This is a genomic window from Tychonema sp. LEGE 07196 (assembly GCF_963890365.1).
Taxonomy (GTDB): domain Bacteria; phylum Cyanobacteriota; class Cyanobacteriia; order Cyanobacteriales; family Microcoleaceae; genus Microcoleus.
Map to the genome: position 1 here is coordinate 1 of NZ_CAWPRX010000213.1, position 15,796 is coordinate 15,796.

Genomic DNA, 15,796 nt, shown 5'->3' on the forward strand with positions numbered 1-15,796 from the left:
AGAGGGGGAGAGTGGGAGAATGGGAGAGGGGGCGGTCAGAAACCGGGTTTTTCTCCAAAAGACGCATTACGACCCTAGATCCACTAAAAAACCCGGTTTCTTGGGTCATAGCGCATAAGTAAGTCTTGGACTAATGACCAATGACCAATGACCAATGACCAATGACCAATGACTAATGAATTCGGTTTTCTCTATCTAAAAGCAGTGGTGAGAAGGCGACAAATTGTTACAATTAGTTTACAATGCTTCACACTAGGTCTGAGTTTATGGATGTCAAGACAGTATCGCCAGCCACCCCACTAACTTACTCAAATTCAGGGACTCACACTACACTGCAAAATCTCCAAGAGATAGAAACAGTTCCCCTGCAAGCAGTAGAAGTAGAACTAGAGACAGTGGCGGTTACTCCCGAACCGCTCAAATCAGCCAAAGATATCGCTTACGAGTTGGCCGGAGAAGCTGTGCGCTACGATCCAGCGGCGATCGCAGCCCAATACCGAAATCGCCCCCTGCAAGTCTGGGGACGGCTGTCGAGTGTTGTTTGGACATTTTTTAGCTTTGCCTTCAGTTTGTGGTGGGACAAAAAAAGAGGGCGCACCGCAGCCAACCAAAAGCGCCGCGCCGTGCGCCTCCGGGAAATTCTCAGCCAACTCGGCCCAGCCTTCATCAAAATCGGACAAGCACTCTCAACTCGTCCCGACTTAGTACCGCCGGCATATTTAGAAGAACTAACAACCCTGCAAGACCAATTGCCACCGTTTCCCAACGAAGTAGCATATCAATTTATACAAGAAGAATTAGGGGCACACCCCAACGAAATTTACGCCGAAATCACTGCAGATCCGATCGCAGCAGCCTCCCTCGGACAAGTCTACAAAGGCAAACTCAAAACCGGAGAAATCGTCGCCATCAAAGTGCAGCGGCCTGGTTTAGCCGAGAACATTGGCCTAGATATTTACATCCTGCGGCGCGTTGCAGTTTGGGCGCAAAACAACTTCAAAATAATTCGCAGCGATTTAGCGGGAATTATGGACGAGTTGGGTGAACGCATTTACGAAGAAATGGACTACACCCACGAAGGACAAAATGCCGAACGCTTCGCCCAATTATACGGAAATCTCAAAGATATTTACGTTCCCAAAATCTACTGGGAATATACCCGCCGCCGCGTCTTGACAATGGAGTGGATCACCGGCATCAAACTCACGGATTTAGAAGCCGTCAAAGCTCAAGGAATCGACGCTCCTTACTTAATTGAAGTGGGGGTGCAGTGTTCTCTCAGACAGTTGCTAGAACACGGTTTCTTTCACGCAGACCCGCATCCCGGCAATCTTTTGGCAACTCCTGACGGTCAACTAGCTTATCTCGATTTCGGAATGATGAGCGAAGTTAAACCTTATCAGCGATACGGCTTGTTGGAAGCTGTAGTGCATTTGGTCAACCGCGATTTTGAAGGTTTAGCTAGAGATTATGTCAAGTTAGAATTTTTGACACCGGATACCGATTTAACGCCAATTATTCCAGCTTTGGCGGGCGTATTTAACAATGCTTTGGGTGCTAGTGTTGCCGAACTCAATTTCAAAAGCATTACTGACGAACTTTCCGCTGTAATGTACGAATATCCGTTCCGAGTTCCAGCTTACTATGCTTTGATTATTCGATCGCTCGTCACCCTAGAAGGCATCGCCATCAACGTTGACCCCGAATTCAAAGTGCTCAGCAAAGCCTATCCCTACGTAGCAAAACGGCTGTTGAGCGACCCTGCACCGGAATTAAGAGCATCTCTGAAAGATTTGCTGTTCAAACAAGGCGAATTCCGCTGGAACCGCTTAGAAAACTTGCTCAACAATGCCCGCGAGAGTGACGATTACGATGTCAGCAAAATCTTGAATCAAGCCTTAGAATATTTATTTTCTGAAAGGGGAGATTTTATTCGCGATCGCATCGTCACCGAATTAGTGAAAAATTTGGACATAATTTCCAGCAATGCCTTTACCAACGCCAAAGCCGTAGTAGGCGAATGGTTTGGAGTCAAGGCAAATCAACCAGTAGTTTCACAAACCGAACAAAAAAACCTAGAACACATCAAGCGAATTTGGGGAATATTGCAATCCACCCCCGGTTTTGACACCACGAAAGTATTGCAGTTACTGCCGCAATTGTTGCTGAAACGCGAAGTGCAGAACATGGGCCAGCAAGTCGTAGGCGGTTTAGCGCAAAGGGCAGTTGCTAGATTAATTCGCGAGTTTTTGTTGTCGCAGGAACCGCCTCTGGTGATTGCGGAAAATGGTAGTTATTCTCATCCTTCGCCTCAGTTGTCTTTGCCGGCTGCGAAGTAGTTGGATTGGGCGTTTTTTGGGCCGCCGATATTAGCAGATAAACACAGATGAACGCAGATGAAATTTTGTCTGCGTTCTTTTAATTAAGCTAATGCTGTAGCTGCTGGTAAAGGTTCAATTTCTTCTGGCTTGGCGTGACGGCGGGGGTCATCAAAACCCCAAGCAAATAGCCAATCGGGGTCAGCGTTACCGCAGCCGATCGAATATATTTGGCTGTGTTTGAAATACCGAAAAAATTCCTGACATTTTTCATCGGTTATTAGCGATTTTTCCAGTGGCAAATCGTGAATTAGGGCGTATAGATAGAATTCGTTGCGTTCTGGATTCCATTGATAGCGCTGTTCTGGAGTGTAACCGAGTTCGAGCAGTTTTGCAATTGCGCGATCGGGATTTTTATATTTGTCTAAATGAACGCGATTCAGGGAAACAACTACTTGTACGCGGTGGTATTTGGCAGGAGTTAATTGATATTTGGTTATCGGTTTTTCCTTTTTTTATCGTCACAGGTATAGTAGGTTTTTCCGGTTGCATCTTAGACCAATTTTATAAAGTAGCGCTAGATATTACCCCCCCCCAACCCCCCCGCGAGTTCGGGGGGGGCTAAGAGTTCATCTATATCACATATGAAAGAAAAATGGTATTAGAGTTGCTTTTGGGAAAATAATACCATTTCTCTAAAATCATGCAATACTCTCCGACCCCCCCTAGCCCCCCCTTAGCAAGGGGGGGGACAAGAATACTGTTATTTCGTTTGAAATTGGTATAAAACAAATTTATTGAATTAACTGCAACGATCGCCCTACTTGTCCGTGCGCTATCATGTAGTGATTCACAGAAAAGCCTAGCATCGGGAGTCAATATATGCAGGCAATCCTTTTAAGCCGCGAAGAAGTTGCACAACGTGCCAAGTGTTGGCAATGGGGTGTCGCCCGCTGATGGGAACCGCGTTAATTGAGGACTATCATCTCAACGTGGATTTTTGTGAAGGTGGTTCTGTGATTATTGACAAGATTGTGTGAGGATTGGGCGATGAGTGAGGTTAATTCCAAAATCTCAAAGCTCAAGGCTCAAATCGATCGAGATAATTTACGTAATTTTACCATATCGTCTCACTTTTTGTCAAGTTTTGAGTTAGTATTATTAACTTTTGATTGATGGAGTATTATGATGATAGCAGCACGAGATAACGATCGGCACTTTACACCAGAAGAGTATTTTAGTTGGGAAGAAAAGCAGCTAGAAAGACACGAACTGATCGATGGTCGGGTGTATGCAATGAGTGGTGGCACTCAAAATCATAGTGCGATCGCTATAAATTTCTTGTTAGCTATTAGATCTCATCTGCGGGGAAGTAATTGTAATGTTTTTAATTCAGATTTAAAGGTTAACATTCTCAATACACCCAACTATACGTATCCCGATCTAAGCGTGACTTGTGACGATCGAGATAGGGAGCATCCTCTCTATATTACCTATCCCTGCTTAATTGTGGAGGTTTTATCGGATAGCACCGAAGCTTACGATCGAGGGAAGAAGTTTGAAAAGTATCGCCGCAACCCGAATCTGGTTGATTATGTTTTAGTGAGTTCGGATGAAATAGCGATCGATATTTATCATAAAAATGATGCTGGTGAATGGGTGATTTTGAGCTATCGGGAGGGCGAACGGGTTGAGTTTAAAAGTATCAATCTAAGTTTGCCGATCGAGCAATTATATGAGGAAATTATTTTCGAGCGACAGCCCTAAATATAGCCTTTCTGTGCTCTGGTATGAGGTACTGTCGGGCAAACAGGGCATAGGGCATCGGGCATACCTCATCTTTCTGATAAGTGCTATAGGAGGTAAGTTTACCATATCCTGTTACTTTTGCTCACCAACAGGGCGATCGGGCTAGTTTATTCTTTGGTAGTCCTGCACAGTAATCATAATTGGGGGATAAAACGGTCGGTCAACCGTTATCAAAACCCTGATATTGCAGGACTACCATTTTTTGAATTAAAGCAGACAACAAGCTGTTCTCAAGGTTGCAATGTTATACCATTTTCATAAAGTAGCGCTAGATATTACCCCCCCCAACCCCCCCTTACTAAGGGGGGGCTAAGACTTCATCTATAGCACATAGGTCAGAAAAATGGTGTTACATCTCAGCCTCCATCATTGAGAAATTAGGGTAAAATCCAAAATTGCGTCAAGAGGCGATAATTGAACCTCTGAGCTACTACTATTGATGGTCGGAATATGAATGCAGTCGAAATTGAAGAAGCCGTTTCCCAGCTTGCCGAAGCACCTTTTGATCCAGAAGCGTTCCCTTTTGCATTCCTTGAAGCTTTCGGTAACAAATCCACCACCATCAAGCGACTCAAAAGCAGTAGCTCAAACCAATCTGACCTACCTGGCGGCGTACTCCAGCGCAACAATATCCATTTAAAGGTGTGCTCCGAAGGCGAGGTGACAAACACCCTCACGGCTTTGCGCGAAAGCCCCGCTACCACTAAATACAAAACCAAGTTCATCCTCGCGACAGACGGTAAAAGCTTTGAGGCAGAAAACCTGGCTGATGGCGAAACCATCGCCTGCAACTACCCCGACTTTCACGACCATTTCGGGTTTTTCCTGCCGCTGGCGGGCATCACGACGGTTCGGCAAATTCGGGAGAATGCCTTTGACATCAAGGCTACCGGGCGGCTCAACCGTCTCTATGTAGAGCTGCTAAAGAATAACTCGGACTGGGATACAGCCGATCGCCGGGAAGCGTTAAATCACTTCATGGCGCGACTAATCTTCTGTTTCTTTGCCGAGGATACGAATATTTTCCACAGCAATGCCCTCTTCACTGCCACCGTTGAGCAAATGAGTGCCAGTGATTCCTCGAATACCCACGAGGTGCTGTCGGAGATGTTTCGGGCGATGTGTACGCCGCTTAAGGATCGGGAGGCGGCGAAGATTCGCAATTGGGCGAATGTATTTCCCTATGTGAATGGGGGGCTGTTTTCGGGTGGGGTGGCGGTGCCGCGTTTTAGCAAGATTTCGCGATCGTACTTGCTTCATGTTGGCAATCTCGACTGGACGAAGATTAATCCCGATATTTTCGGCTCAATGATTCAGGCGGTGGCGGATGATGAGGAGCGCGGTGCCCTGGGGATGCACTATACCAGCGTGCCGAATATCCTCAAGGTGCTTAATCCGCTTTTCCTCGATGATCTGCGCGCTCAATTAGAGGCAGCAGGAGATAATGCCCGCAAGCTGCTGAATTTGCGTAAACGCATCGCCCGGATTCGGGTGTTCGATCCGGCTTGCGGATCGGGTAATTTTTTGGTGATTGCTTACAAGCAGATGCGGGCTATTGAAGCGGAAATTAACCAGCGCCGGGGAGAACCGGATCTCAAGTCAGAGATTCCGCTGACCAATTTTCGGGGGATTGAAATTCGTCATTTTTCCTGTGAGATTGCGCGGTTGGCGCTGATTATTGCCGAGTATCAGTGTGATGTGCTGTATCGGGGACCGAAGCTGGCACTGGCGGAGTTTTTGCCGCTGAAGGCTGATAACTGGATTACCTGCGGCAATGCCTTGCGGTTGGATTGGTTGAGTCTTTGTCCACCGACGGGGACGGGGGTGAAGGTGCAGCGTGAGGATTTGGATTTGTGGGGGGAGACGCGGGAGGAGGCGGAGATTGATTTTGAGAATGAAGGCGGGGAGACTTATATCTGTGGCAATCCGCCATACAAGGGTAATGCTAGAAAGACTATAGAACAGAAGGAAGATCTCAAGAGTCTGTTAGATGGAGAAGTCGATAAGTGGGGCTTGTTAGACTACGTATGCGGCTGGTTCTTTAAATCTTTTGAATATTCTAAGCATACTAAAACTCGTTTTGCATTCGTTGCAACTAATAGTATTGCCCAAGGACAGCATGTTTCAAATTTTTGGAAACCTCTTTTTGAAAAAGGCTTGAAATTTGTTTTTGCAGTCAGATCATTTAAGTGGAGTAATTTGGCAGCAAATGATGCTGGAGTTACTGTTGTGGTTGTTGGTGCAGGTCATTCCACAGGAAGTCCAGCGATATTTGACAGAGAGATACAGATCAGTGCGCCAAATATAAATGCGTATTTATTGCCCCAAGCCGACTTTTGGGTAGCTTCTGCCAATAAACCAATTTCATCGATCTCGAATATGGTCAAAGGTAACTACTATGGACTTTCGGAACATCTTATTTTCAATCGAGTAGCTAGAGATGCTTACTTGCAATCAGGGCTAAGTCGAGAATTCATTCGCAAGTTTTATGGATCTACTGAAGTTATAAATGCACGGCCAAGATACTGTTTCTGGCTTGAGAATGAACCTAGTGATGATGTTCTATCTATCTCAGATTTGCGAAGCCGAATTTCAGACGGAGCAAAAAAGAGATCTAAGTCGAAAGATGCGATCTCAAATGGTATGGTGAGACGACCTCATCAGTTCCGGGAGATGAACAGCGCAATCGATAGGTTTTTCGCGATTCCGGTGGTTTCCTCCGAAAATCGAGAATACCTGCCAATTGAGTTTTTGGATCGAGAAAGTGTTATATCAAATAAGTGCTTCGCCCTCTACGATGCCCCCCTCTGGAACATGGCACTAATCGCCTCACGCCTCCACTGGGTCTGGATCGGTACAGTATGCGTGCGGATGCGAACCGATTTCTCCTACTCCAACACCCTCGGCTGGAACACCTTCCCCGTCCCCACCCTCACCGAGCAAAACAAAACCGACCTCACCCGCTGCGCCGAAGACATCCTCCTCGCCCGCGAAGCCCATTTTCCCGCCACCATTGCCGATCTCTACGCCCCCGATAAAATGCCCGAAAACCTGCGCCAAGCGCACGATCGCAACGACGAAATCTTAGAGCGCATCTACATCGGTCGCCGCTTCAAAAACGACACCGAACGCCTGGAAAAACTGTTTGAATTGTATACCCAAATGACCGCGCGGCAAGCCTCACCGAAAAAGTCTGCCAAACGTAAAATCTAGCCATCAAAACCGACAAAAAACAATATGGTTACTCTGGAAAATCTAGAGCAATGGTTGCTCGCTCCCGCTGAAACAGAGAAGCTTGAATTCAAAGAAGCTAAACAGCAATACGATACCACCAAACTTTTGCGTTACTGCGTAGCTTTAGCCAATGAGGGAGGCGGTCATTTAGTCCTCGGTGTCACCAACAAACCTCCTCGAAATGTAGTAGGAACGCAAGCATTTCCATCTGCAACTTCTCTCAATGACATCAAAGCTCTAATTGTCGAGAGATTGAGATTTCGAGTAGATGTTAGAGAGTTAAACCACTCCAACGGGCGGGTGTTAGTTTTTGAAATACCCACCCGTCCTGTAGGGCAAGCATTCACATTTGAGGGTGCATATTTAATGCGGGCGGGTGAAGATTTGGTGCCAATGACACCCGATATGCTCAAGCGCATTTTTGCCGAAGATCGACAGGACTGGTTTTCCCAAGCCGCTCGATCGGATGCCAGCCCTGATAATGTCATTGCCCTTCTCGATACCCAAACATACTTTGAGCTGCTAGACATTCCCTATCCAACCAGTCGCGATGCTGTCTTGGAACGATTGCAGAGTCAGGATTTAATCAAACAGACATCTCAAGGTTGGACAATCACCAATCTCGCGGCTATCCTTCTGGCGAAAAAGCTGGATGCTTTCTCCTCTGCCCTGGCTCGTAAAGCGCCCCGTTTTGTTATTTATGAGGGTATAAACAAGCTCCAAACACGCGACGATAAGACAGAAAATCGCGGCTATGCAGTTGGCTTTGAAGGATTAGTCGATTTCGTCCATTCAGCCGCACCACAAAATCGCTTCATTGAAGAAGTCATGCGGGAAGAAATTAAGATGTTTCCCAAACAGGCACTCAGAGAGTTAATTGCTAATGCCCTAGTGCATCAGGATTTTCTAGCCACAGGCGCTTCAGTGATGATCGAGATGTATGGCGATCGAATCGAAATTTCTAATCCAGGCATCCCACCCATTCAAGTAGAGCGCTTTATTGACGAATATCGATCGCGCAACGAGCAACTTGCCGACCTCATGCGCCGCTTTGGCATTTGTGAAGAAAAGGGTAGTGGCATTGACAAAGTAGTGAGTGCGGCAGAGCTATTCCAACTACCTGCGCCAGATTTTCGAGTCGGCGAGATCCGCACCACTACAGTGCTATTTGCCCATCAAAGTTTTGCTGGCATGAGTAAACCCGATCGAATTCGGGCTTGCTATCAGCATTGCTGCCTGCTATACGTCAGCAACAAACGAATGTCCAATCAGACCCTACGCGATCGCTTTCGGTTGAGCGAATCGGGTGCAGCAACCGTTTCGTTGGTAATCAAAGCGACTAAAGAAGCTGGATTAATTAAGATGGACGAGTCAGAATCGACATCTACTCGCTATGCTTCCTATCTCCCTTTTTGGGCGTAAAAGTGCTTTAACGCAAACCGCTCCTAGCGAGCCTCAAAGTCTGAAACGCATATATATCAACAAAAAAGTGCTTTAATACAAACCGATTTTAGCAAATCTCAAAAAAAAAACTCCCACCCATGAGCAACCCGATCGCTATTCCCGCCGTATCCGTCACCTACGCCCACAATGGCACCTCCACCCGCCCCAACGCTTTCGGGATGCGCCCCATGCAAGAACGTGCCTACCAAAAGCGCGGACAACAATATCTCCTGATCAAATCGCCCCCCGCCTCCGGCAAAAGTCGGGCACTGATGTTCATCGCCCTAGACAAACTGGAGAACCAGAAGCTCAAGCAAGCCATCATCGTCGTGCCAGAAAAAGCGATCGGCTCCAGCTTCCATGATGAATCCTTGAGTCAGTATGGCTTTTGGGCTGATTGGCAAGTTGAGCCAAAGTGGAACCTCTGCAACGCCCCCGGCGGTGACAACGGCGGCAAAGTAGATGCAGTGCAGAAGTTTCTAGCCAGCAGTGCCAAGATTCTGGTCTGTACCCACGCCACCTTTCGCTTCGTCATAGATAAATTTGGTATAGAGGTGTTTGACGATCGCCTGATTGCTGTAGATGAATTTCACCACGTTTCTGCCAACCCAGACAACAAGCTAGGCGACCACATCCGCCAGCTCATCACCCGCGACAAAACCCACATTGTGGCGATGACCGGCTCCTACTTTCGCGGCGATGCCGAAGCCGTGCTGCACCCCGAAGACGAATCCCGCTTCGACACCGTTACCTACACCTATTACGAACAGCTCAACGGCTACCAACACCTCAAACAGCTCGACATTGGCTACTACTTCTATGCGGGCAATTACACCGACCAAATCATGCAGGTGCTCAACCCCAAAGAGAAAACCATCCTGCATATTCCCAACGTCAACTCCCGCGAGAGTACCAAAGACAAGATCCGCGAAGTGGAACACATCATCGAAGAACTGGGGGAATGGGAAGGCATCGATCCCAATACCGGATTTCAACTCGTCAAAACCGCCGATGGCACTATCCTCAAAATTGCCGACCTGGTAGACGACGACCCCACCAAACGCGATCGAGTCTCCGCCGCCCTGAAAGACCCCACCCAGAAGAACATTCGCGATCATGTGGACATTATTATTGCCCTGGGCATGGCGAAGGAAGGCTTCGACTGGATCTGGTGCGAACACGCCCTAACCATCGGCTACCGCTCCAGTTTGACAGAGATTGTGCAGATTATCGGTCGCGCCACCCGCGATGCGCCAGGAAAAACCCGCGCTCGGTTCACTAACTTGATTGCCGAACCGGATGCCACCGAAGCCGCCGTCACCGAAGCCATCAACGATACCCTCAAAGCGATCGCCGCCAGCCTCTTGATGGAGCAGGTACTTGCGCCGCGCTTCGAGTTCAAACCCAAGCACCCCAACAATCGACCAACACCAGGCTTCGACTACGGAGAAGACGGCTACAATCCTAGGGCGTGCAACGTGGGCATCAATCCAGACGGCCTCATTCAAATGGAAATTAAGGGACTAGCCGAACCCAAGAGCCCAGAAGCCGATCGCATCTGTCGCGAGGACTTGACTGAACTGGTGACGGCGTTTGTGCAAGATAAGCCAACGATCGAGCGCGGCTTATTTGATGAGGAACTGGTGCCGGAGGAACTGACGCAGGTTCGCATGGGCAAAATTGTCAAAGAGAAGTTTCCAAATCTGGATGAGGAAGATCGAGAAGCCGTCCGCCAACACGCGATCGCCGCCCTCAACCTCGTCCAACAAGCCAAGAAAACCATGAACGAAGCCGACGGGCACTACGCCACAAATCCTGGTGCTACCGAAGCAGCAAAAAACACCTCACTCATTGATGGGGTGAGGAAGTTTGCCCTATCGGTAACAGACTTGGATATGGATTTGATCGATCGCATCAATCCCTTTGGCGAAGCCTACGCTATTCTTGCTAAGACCATGAGCGAAGAACGGCTGCGACAGGTAGCGGAAGTCATTGCCGCTAAACGAGTAACCCTTAGCGTGGAAGAAGCGCGGGAATTAGCAAAACGGGCGCTTCGTTTCAAAAAGGAGAAAGGCAGGCTCCCCTCCCTAACAGCAGTAGATCCTTGGGAAAAACGGATGGCGGAAGGAATTGCCTTCCTGCAACGTAAAGTGAAAGAGGAAAACAATGCCTAAGTACACGACAGACGACGATTTGGAATTGCTCGGCGAATTGGGAGTGGAGTTAGCGCCCGATCCGTCCGGCCAGCGCTCCGCCAAAGAAGAGCGGATCGTTGCAGGCTTTGAAGAAATCGAGCGGTTTGTAGAGGAACATGGCAGATTGCCCCAGCATGGGGAGGATGGCGATATCTTCGAGCGGCTCTATGCAGTAAGGCTCGATCGCCTGCGAGAATCGGAGGAATGTCGCGCAGTCTTGGAACCGCTAGACTCACGCGGACTGTTGGATGCTGAGATTGATACCAGCCCGATCGCCAAAGACGATCTGACAGATGAGGCGCTGCTGGCATCCCTTGGAGTCGATTCAGCCGCAGAGAACGATGTAACCCAGCTTACTCATGTGCGATCGCGCCAGGAAATCAAAGCAGCAGAGGAAATCGCCCAACGGACTCCCTGCCAGGACTTTGATGAATTCAAACCGATCTTTGACAAAGTGCAACGCCAATTGCAGTCGGGGGAACGGCAAACTATCAAATACCAGGACTATGCGGCCGTAAAGGAAGGCGATTTGTTCATCCTCGACGGGCAGAAGGTGATTGTAGCCGAGATGGGCGAGTCGTTTGTCAGCGACTATGGCCGTCAAGACTGCAGGCTGCGGGTAGTTTATGACAACGCCACTGAGAGCGATTTGCTGTTGCGATCGCTCCAGCGTGCTCTAAATAAAGACAAGGCCAGCCGCCGCATCACCACCCCAGATTTCGGCCCCCTATTTTCCAACATTGAAGCAGCAGACGACTTGCCGACTGGCTATATTTACGTGCTCAGGAGCCAATCGGATCATCCCTTCATTGCCGAGAATCGGTCTATTATTCACAAAATCGGCGTTACTGGAGGAGATGTAAAAAGCCGAATTGCCAACGCCAAGAAAGACTCCACCTATCTGCTAGCAGATGTGGATATTGTTGCCACCTTCAAACTGGCAAATATCAACCGGAAGGGACTTGAGGCACTGCTTCAGAAGTTTTTCGCCAGCGCTCAATTAGATTTGGAATTGCAGGATCGCTTCGGCACACCCGTAAAGCCGAGAGAGTGGTTCCTGGTTCCGCTAGAGGTAATTGAGGAGGCGATCGAAAAAATCAAGGAAGGAACCCTCGATCGATTTCGATACGATCCGAAAACAGCCAGTCTCGCGCGATCGTAAGGTGTTTTTGGGGTTTTGGGGGCGATCGATGGTAAATCTCGCTGAGTCCCAGAAACCGGGTTTCTCTGATATTTTTCACATCACACGTCAGATTTTACGTAGAAACCCGGTTTCTAAATCTTCACTTGTTTTACGGAGGAAATGGAGCTGATTTAGGATGAGTCCCGGCGTAGTAAACAAGCACTTTGCGTTTGTCTTCATCCGGTACATAAAATACTCGCTCTGAGCCTGTTACTTCATACTCCCACGCACCTTGGTAGAGTTTACCTTTGGCGAGAAAAACTCTCTTTGGTTTTCTCGTCATCGGCGCAGTACATAAATCCTGATAGCAGCGGCGAGTATTCTCAGGTGCGCGTAAAATTAAGGCTTCCCAATCCCGGTTAACACGTCGGTTTTTCGCTACTACTAACCAGGGCGATGCAGGTATTTGTGCGATCTATTCTGTTTCGCTTCCTTTAGCAGATGGCTTTGCTCGCGGTGCTGTCAGCGGTTCTTCAGGAGGTTCTACCAGCTCTGACAGCACAGGCGCTAGGGCTGGATTTTCCGCTTCCGCTTCTAGAGTTGCCCGTGATGGTGTCGGCTGTTCTTCAGGAGACACCGGGCTTTTTGAATCATCTGGAATAGGTGTATAATGCGTCATAGCTGAACCGATTCGGTCGTATTTTCTACTAAAGGTTGAGTCAATAAGACCTCATTAATTTCGTCGCTAAAAGCTGCTGCAAGTTCAGGACTAGAAATTGCGATCGCGCTTTCATGCCATTCATAAATCGTTGCCTCAATCCGATCCCAAGCCGCAGGTTCCGACTCCACCAGACGGTAATCTTTCTCTATTTCTGCGATCAATTCGCACAGTTCCAACTCGTCAAATACTTTCAGCCACCCATAGAGATTTTCTGAACCAATTTCTTCTCCCAGACGCAACCTATAAGCAGCGGCTGTCACCTCAAAGACTCTCAGGGAAAGGGCGGCGGCTTTTACCAACAGCGCCATCTCTTCGCGGCGCAGCAACGCAAAATGCTGATCGTTGCGAGTGATGGTGATAGGGCGATCGATCGCCAAATCCAGAACTCGACCCGGTTGTCGGTTCAATTCCGTGGCGCTAATTAATCGATCGCCGTACACCAGACGCGAAGATTCACTCAGCAACGCCGCTTTTTCACCTCTATCAACATCGGAATGCTTTTCCATTCATATACGTATAATTATACGTATTTACGAAGCTTTTCCGTTTTTTAGCCACCTCGCCAAGCAACGCTGCGTCAGATCAATTCCGGTTGTACCGTCAGGTGACTGTTGACTGTTGACTGTTGACTGTTGACGGGCGGGTCAAAAAACTGAATGGTTGAGTGTTAACTGTTGACTCGATTTTATGATTCCGATGCAACCGGAAACGATATCAGAAGTATGCTTTTTGTGGCGATCGAGAATTTCGCATCTGACGCACCGTACCACAGGACTTACTCGCGGGTGCCCAGAAACCGGGTTTTTTCGGAGAATACTCCTCACACACCGCAAAAACCCCAAAAACCCGGTTTCTTGAGCTTGGCACGCCAGTCTTAACAAAATTTTACATCCCGATCCTACAGCCACATCGACCGCACAGCAAGACTTTCAACCATATGCCGAAAAAAAGTTTCATAATTTCGCAAAAAAAGTCCCAACTCATCCTGATAAGTAAATGTAGGAAAAAAGTTGCGGCCGCACTTAACTATGAACGATAAATCCAACCCATCCAAGGGGGAAGACAACTTATCCGACAACTCCGATGCTGTTGGGGCTGGGGGAAAATCGAAATTATCCGATCGAGATTCCGCCCAGCAGCAAATCCTCGAACTCGTCACCCAAGCTTGCAAGCATCCCCTGGGCAGTCCCCGGCGAGGTTACTTTGTGGGTAAACTCATTCGAGAAATTCTCAAATCCGGCAAACTCTGGAAAGAAAATACACCTCACTACGAAGAGGCATTGCACAAGACATGGATCTATTTATCTGCGAATTTATGTGAAGCTACCACAGCAAAACAAGCTTACAATCCCGAAATAAGCCAGATCACGAGTTGGTTAAATCCCTATCTCAAAATGCGGCTGTTAGATTGTCATCTGAAGCAACAACAGGAAAGGGAAAGACAAAGCAGCGATCGCATAGTTTGGCTAGACGGAATCAAAGAAGACACTATCAATTCAAGCAACAATCTCGTCGCAGATCCAGATGTAACTTTCTATTTAGACGAACTTCTAGAATGGATAGAAAACGATCCCAATAACGAGTTAAAAAGCAGACACGTCAGAGGTAAACCACAGCTCAATTGCCAAGTTTTATTGCAGCGGCAGTGTTTGTACGGTCAAAGCATTCAAGAAATAGCAAAAGAGTTTGGCTGCGCCCCCTCCACTGTATATCAATTGTTCAAGAACGACTGCCGCCACCTGCTGCAGAAATTTTCCGAAAACCAAGGATATCAAACTTTTAACATAACAGGATTGCAAAAACCATGAACTCGAACAACATTTCAGAAATAGATTCTTTGCCCATGCCAATCACTCAAAACTCACTGCATATTGCTAGACATTTTTCATCCCAACAACGCCACCCGCAAAGACAAGAGCAAGTTTATTTAAATACTTTGGCAGTGCTGGCAGTTCGCGATTACCTCACAATTTTGAGTATTGAAACTGACTTAACTCAATGTGATAGCTGGAATCCCGCAATGCGCTTGTTTGCAAATGCGGCAGATTTGTATATTAAAGGATTAGGTAAAATTGAATGCCGCCCGATTATAAATCGGTTTCAAAATTCATCTTTTCAGACACCTGATATTTACCCGGTACCGTTGGAAGCCAGGGAGGAACGCATCGGTTATATAGTTGTAGAAATTGATGAAGAGGAAAAGGAGGCGAGATTGTTGGGGTTTTCTCCGACGGCGAGTTCAGGCGAATTAGTATTGAGCAAATTACATTCTGTTGATGATTTTTTAGTACATCTAGAACATTTGTTTGAAGCTAAAATCGACCTAAATCAGTGGTTTTTAAATGTATTTAATGCTGAGTGGCAACCTTTTGAGGCAGTGTTTCACCAGCAGCTGCAGACTTCGCACCGCGAAATTGAAAATCCAATTTCGTCAAAATTGGGCAATTGGTTTAAAAATATTTTTGAAACAGGCTGGCAGAATATTGAGCAAGGTAAAAAAAGTTTAGAAGATGCAATTTTTCCTGATAAAAATCCAGATTTGGCATTCCGAAGTGGTGGAAATTCTAGATCGCAATCTCCGTTGTCAGGGAATCAAACTACTATCCGTCAGACTTTCCCGGAAGCGGATGTCACGCGGGCAAAGTTGATTGATTTGGGAATGCGTTTGGGGAGGACAACTGTTGCTTTGTTGGTGGCGATCGCCCAACAAAGCGATCGCACTGTCAGAGTTCACGCCCAGTTGCATCCGGCGATTGGCGATCGTTATTTGCCTCGCAACCTGAAACTGTCGTTAATATCCGATGCTGGCAAAGTTTTAGATGAGCTTGAATCGACTGTTCAACAGCAGTGCATTTCACTGGAATTTGAGGTAGAACCCGGAGAGAGTTTTAGTATTCGACTTGCGATCGATGATTTGAGCGTAACAGAAAACTTTATGGTATGATTTTGTGAT

General features: G+C 47.5%; 12 protein-coding genes. 8 read left to right on the forward strand and 4 right to left on the reverse strand.

The window, feature by feature from the left end:
* Positions 1-266: 266 nt before the first annotated feature.
* A complete protein-coding gene (locus tag AACV78_RS26720) occupies positions 267-2,339 on the forward strand; it encodes an ABC1 kinase family protein (RefSeq protein ID WP_194013106.1) in 2,073 nt (690 codons plus the stop codon).
* A gap of 83 nt (positions 2,340-2,422) precedes the next feature.
* Here AACV78_RS26720 and AACV78_RS26725 read toward each other — a convergent pair whose 3' ends face one another.
* Complete coding sequence (locus AACV78_RS26725) at positions 2,423-2,620, reverse strand: hypothetical protein (protein ID WP_194013105.1); 198 nt, start codon at positions 2,618-2,620, stop codon at positions 2,423-2,425.
* 886 nt (positions 2,621-3,506) lie between these two features.
* On the opposite strand from AACV78_RS26725, the gene AACV78_RS26730 reads away from it, so the two are divergent.
* The 5 genes from AACV78_RS26730 to AACV78_RS26750 all read left to right on the forward strand — a co-directional run bounded on the left by AACV78_RS26730 (position 3,507) and on the right by AACV78_RS26750 (position 12,161).
* Positions 3,507-4,085: a Uma2 family endonuclease gene (locus AACV78_RS26730; protein WP_194013154.1), complete on the forward strand. Its 579-nt coding sequence runs from the start codon at positions 3,507-3,509 to the stop codon at positions 4,083-4,085.
* Positions 4,086-4,577: 492 nt separating this feature from the next.
* Positions 4,578-7,340: a class I SAM-dependent DNA methyltransferase gene (locus AACV78_RS26735; RefSeq protein WP_194009074.1), complete on the forward strand. Its 2,763-nt coding sequence runs from the start codon at positions 4,578-4,580 to the stop codon at positions 7,338-7,340.
* Between the two features lie 24 nt (positions 7,341-7,364).
* A complete protein-coding gene (locus tag AACV78_RS26740; protein WP_194009075.1) occupies positions 7,365-8,783 on the forward strand; it encodes an ATP-binding protein in 1,419 nt (472 codons plus the stop codon).
* A 119-nt stretch (positions 8,784-8,902) separates the two neighbouring features.
* Positions 8,903-10,978 (forward strand): DEAD/DEAH box helicase, encoded by a 2,076-nt coding sequence (locus AACV78_RS26745; protein WP_194009076.1) that lies wholly within the window; start codon positions 8,903-8,905, stop codon positions 10,976-10,978.
* The gene (locus AACV78_RS26750; RefSeq protein ID WP_194009077.1) at positions 10,971-12,161 is read left to right on the forward strand and encodes a GIY-YIG nuclease family protein; all 1,191 of its coding nucleotides are present in this window, start codon (positions 10,971-10,973) and stop codon (positions 12,159-12,161) included. The genes AACV78_RS26745 and AACV78_RS26750 overlap by 8 nt, the downstream gene beginning before the upstream one ends.
* A 130-nt stretch (positions 12,162-12,291) precedes the next feature.
* On the opposite strand, the gene AACV78_RS26755 is transcribed toward AACV78_RS26750, so the two are convergent.
* From AACV78_RS26755 to AACV78_RS26765, 3 genes are all read right to left on the reverse strand, one after another.
* Positions 12,292-12,465 carry a hypothetical protein gene (locus AACV78_RS26755; RefSeq protein ID WP_228042012.1) on the reverse strand — a complete coding sequence of 58 codons (174 nt, stop codon included), beginning with the start codon at positions 12,463-12,465 and terminating at the stop codon, positions 12,292-12,294.
* Between the two features lie 132 nt (positions 12,466-12,597).
* Positions 12,598-12,801, reverse strand: coding sequence for a hypothetical protein (locus AACV78_RS26760; protein WP_228042013.1), 204 nt, complete (start codon positions 12,799-12,801; stop codon positions 12,598-12,600).
* Positions 12,798-13,349, reverse strand: coding sequence for a hypothetical protein (locus tag AACV78_RS26765; RefSeq protein WP_228042014.1), 552 nt, complete (start codon positions 13,347-13,349; stop codon positions 12,798-12,800). Before AACV78_RS26765 ends, AACV78_RS26760 begins: the two co-directional genes overlap by 4 nt.
* Before the next feature lie 522 nt (positions 13,350-13,871).
* On the opposite strand from AACV78_RS26765, the gene AACV78_RS26770 reads away from it, so the two are divergent.
* Together AACV78_RS26770 and AACV78_RS26775 are read left to right on the forward strand one after the other, a co-directional pair.
* Positions 13,872-14,651, forward strand: a complete 780-nt coding sequence (locus AACV78_RS26770; RefSeq protein WP_194009078.1) for a helix-turn-helix domain-containing protein — start codon at positions 13,872-13,874, stop codon at positions 14,649-14,651.
* Complete coding sequence (locus tag AACV78_RS26775; protein WP_194009079.1) at positions 14,648-15,787, forward strand: DUF1822 family protein; 1,140 nt, start codon at positions 14,648-14,650, stop codon at positions 15,785-15,787. Before AACV78_RS26770 ends, AACV78_RS26775 begins: the two co-directional genes overlap by 4 nt.
* The last annotated feature ends 9 nt before the right edge of the window (positions 15,788-15,796 follow it).

Coding starts and splice junctions, on each gene's coding strand:
- AACV78_RS26730 (WP_194013154.1), top strand. CDS start 3,507: ATGATAGCAGCACGAGATAACGATCGGCACTTTACACCAGAAGAGTAT.
- AACV78_RS26745 (WP_194009076.1), top strand. CDS start 8,903: ATGAGCAACCCGATCGCTATTCCCGCCGTATCCGTCACCTACGCCCAC.
- AACV78_RS26750 (WP_194009077.1), top strand. CDS start 10,971: ATGCCTAAGTACACGACAGACGACGATTTGGAATTGCTCGGCGAATTG.
- AACV78_RS26760 (WP_228042013.1), bottom strand. CDS start 12,801: ATGACGCATTATACACCTATTCCAGATGATTCAAAAAGCCCGGTGTCT.
- AACV78_RS26755 (WP_228042012.1), bottom strand. CDS start 12,465: ATGACGAGAAAACCAAAGAGAGTTTTTCTCGCCAAAGGTAAACTCTAC.
- AACV78_RS26770 (WP_194009078.1), top strand. CDS start 13,872: ATGAACGATAAATCCAACCCATCCAAGGGGGAAGACAACTTATCCGAC.
- AACV78_RS26735 (WP_194009074.1), top strand. CDS start 4,578: ATGAATGCAGTCGAAATTGAAGAAGCCGTTTCCCAGCTTGCCGAAGCA.
- AACV78_RS26765 (WP_228042014.1), bottom strand. CDS start 13,349: ATGGAAAAGCATTCCGATGTTGATAGAGGTGAAAAAGCGGCGTTGCTG.
- AACV78_RS26775 (WP_194009079.1), top strand. CDS start 14,648: ATGAACTCGAACAACATTTCAGAAATAGATTCTTTGCCCATGCCAATC.
- AACV78_RS26720 (WP_194013106.1), top strand. CDS start 267: ATGGATGTCAAGACAGTATCGCCAGCCACCCCACTAACTTACTCAAAT.
- AACV78_RS26740 (WP_194009075.1), top strand. CDS start 7,365: ATGGTTACTCTGGAAAATCTAGAGCAATGGTTGCTCGCTCCCGCTGAA.